This is a genomic window from Xanthomonas sp. LMG 12460, assembly GCF_009192895.1.
Classification (GTDB): Bacteria; Pseudomonadota; Gammaproteobacteria; order Xanthomonadales; family Xanthomonadaceae; genus Xanthomonas_A; species Xanthomonas_A sontii.
The window spans coordinates 1-578 of sequence record NZ_NKUH01000176.1 but is presented as its reverse complement, the minus strand read 5'-3'; the positions used below and the strand labels follow the sequence as shown (position 1 = coordinate 578).

Sequence of the window (578 nt, the reverse complement as noted above, 5' to 3'; positions counted from 1 at the left end):
TCCGTCTCGTGGGCTCGGCTGTCGACGAAAAGCTCTTTGCCGCCGGTGGCGCCGTGGGCAGTGCATCGACCGGGCCTTGGACGCACCCCGGCACGACCTTCACCGCCAAGGATGCCGCCAGCGGCAAGGTGCTGGGAACGGTGACGGTGCAGGGACCGGCATGCAAACCGTGACCGTAATCGCCTGACCGGCTGCACCTGCGGGTGACGATGACACCTCCTCTACCAAGGCGTCATCGTGCCGATTGCGGATTCTTGTTGGCCCTGACCAGTGTGCTGGAGAGCGCTGGCCGGCTGCACTGGCGGCAACTGGCCATCACGCTGCTGTTGACCTCTGACCATATCGCCCGGCAACGACAGGGTTCTTAAGCTTAGTCGTCCAGGGAGCCTGTGACGATCCCGTGACCGTAGAGCACGATGCGTCCTGTTGTGGATGTTCTTTTCAGATGTTCCAAATACTCGTTGCGCCCGAGGCGATCCAGCAAAGCCATCTGCGCAATCGTTGTTGACGCATCGTCGATGTTGACGCCAGCGCTCTGTGCTGCAAAAAGCATGTCCAAGCGCAGCGATATCTCATGG

The 578-nt window shown here is 61.1% G+C and carries 1 protein-coding gene; it reads right to left on the bottom strand.

What is annotated here, in order from left to right:
- Nucleotides 1–370: 370 nt before the first annotated feature.
- On the bottom strand, nucleotides 371–578 hold a 208-nt coding region (locus CEK66_RS20485; protein WP_193312734.1), incomplete at its 5' end, for a hypothetical protein.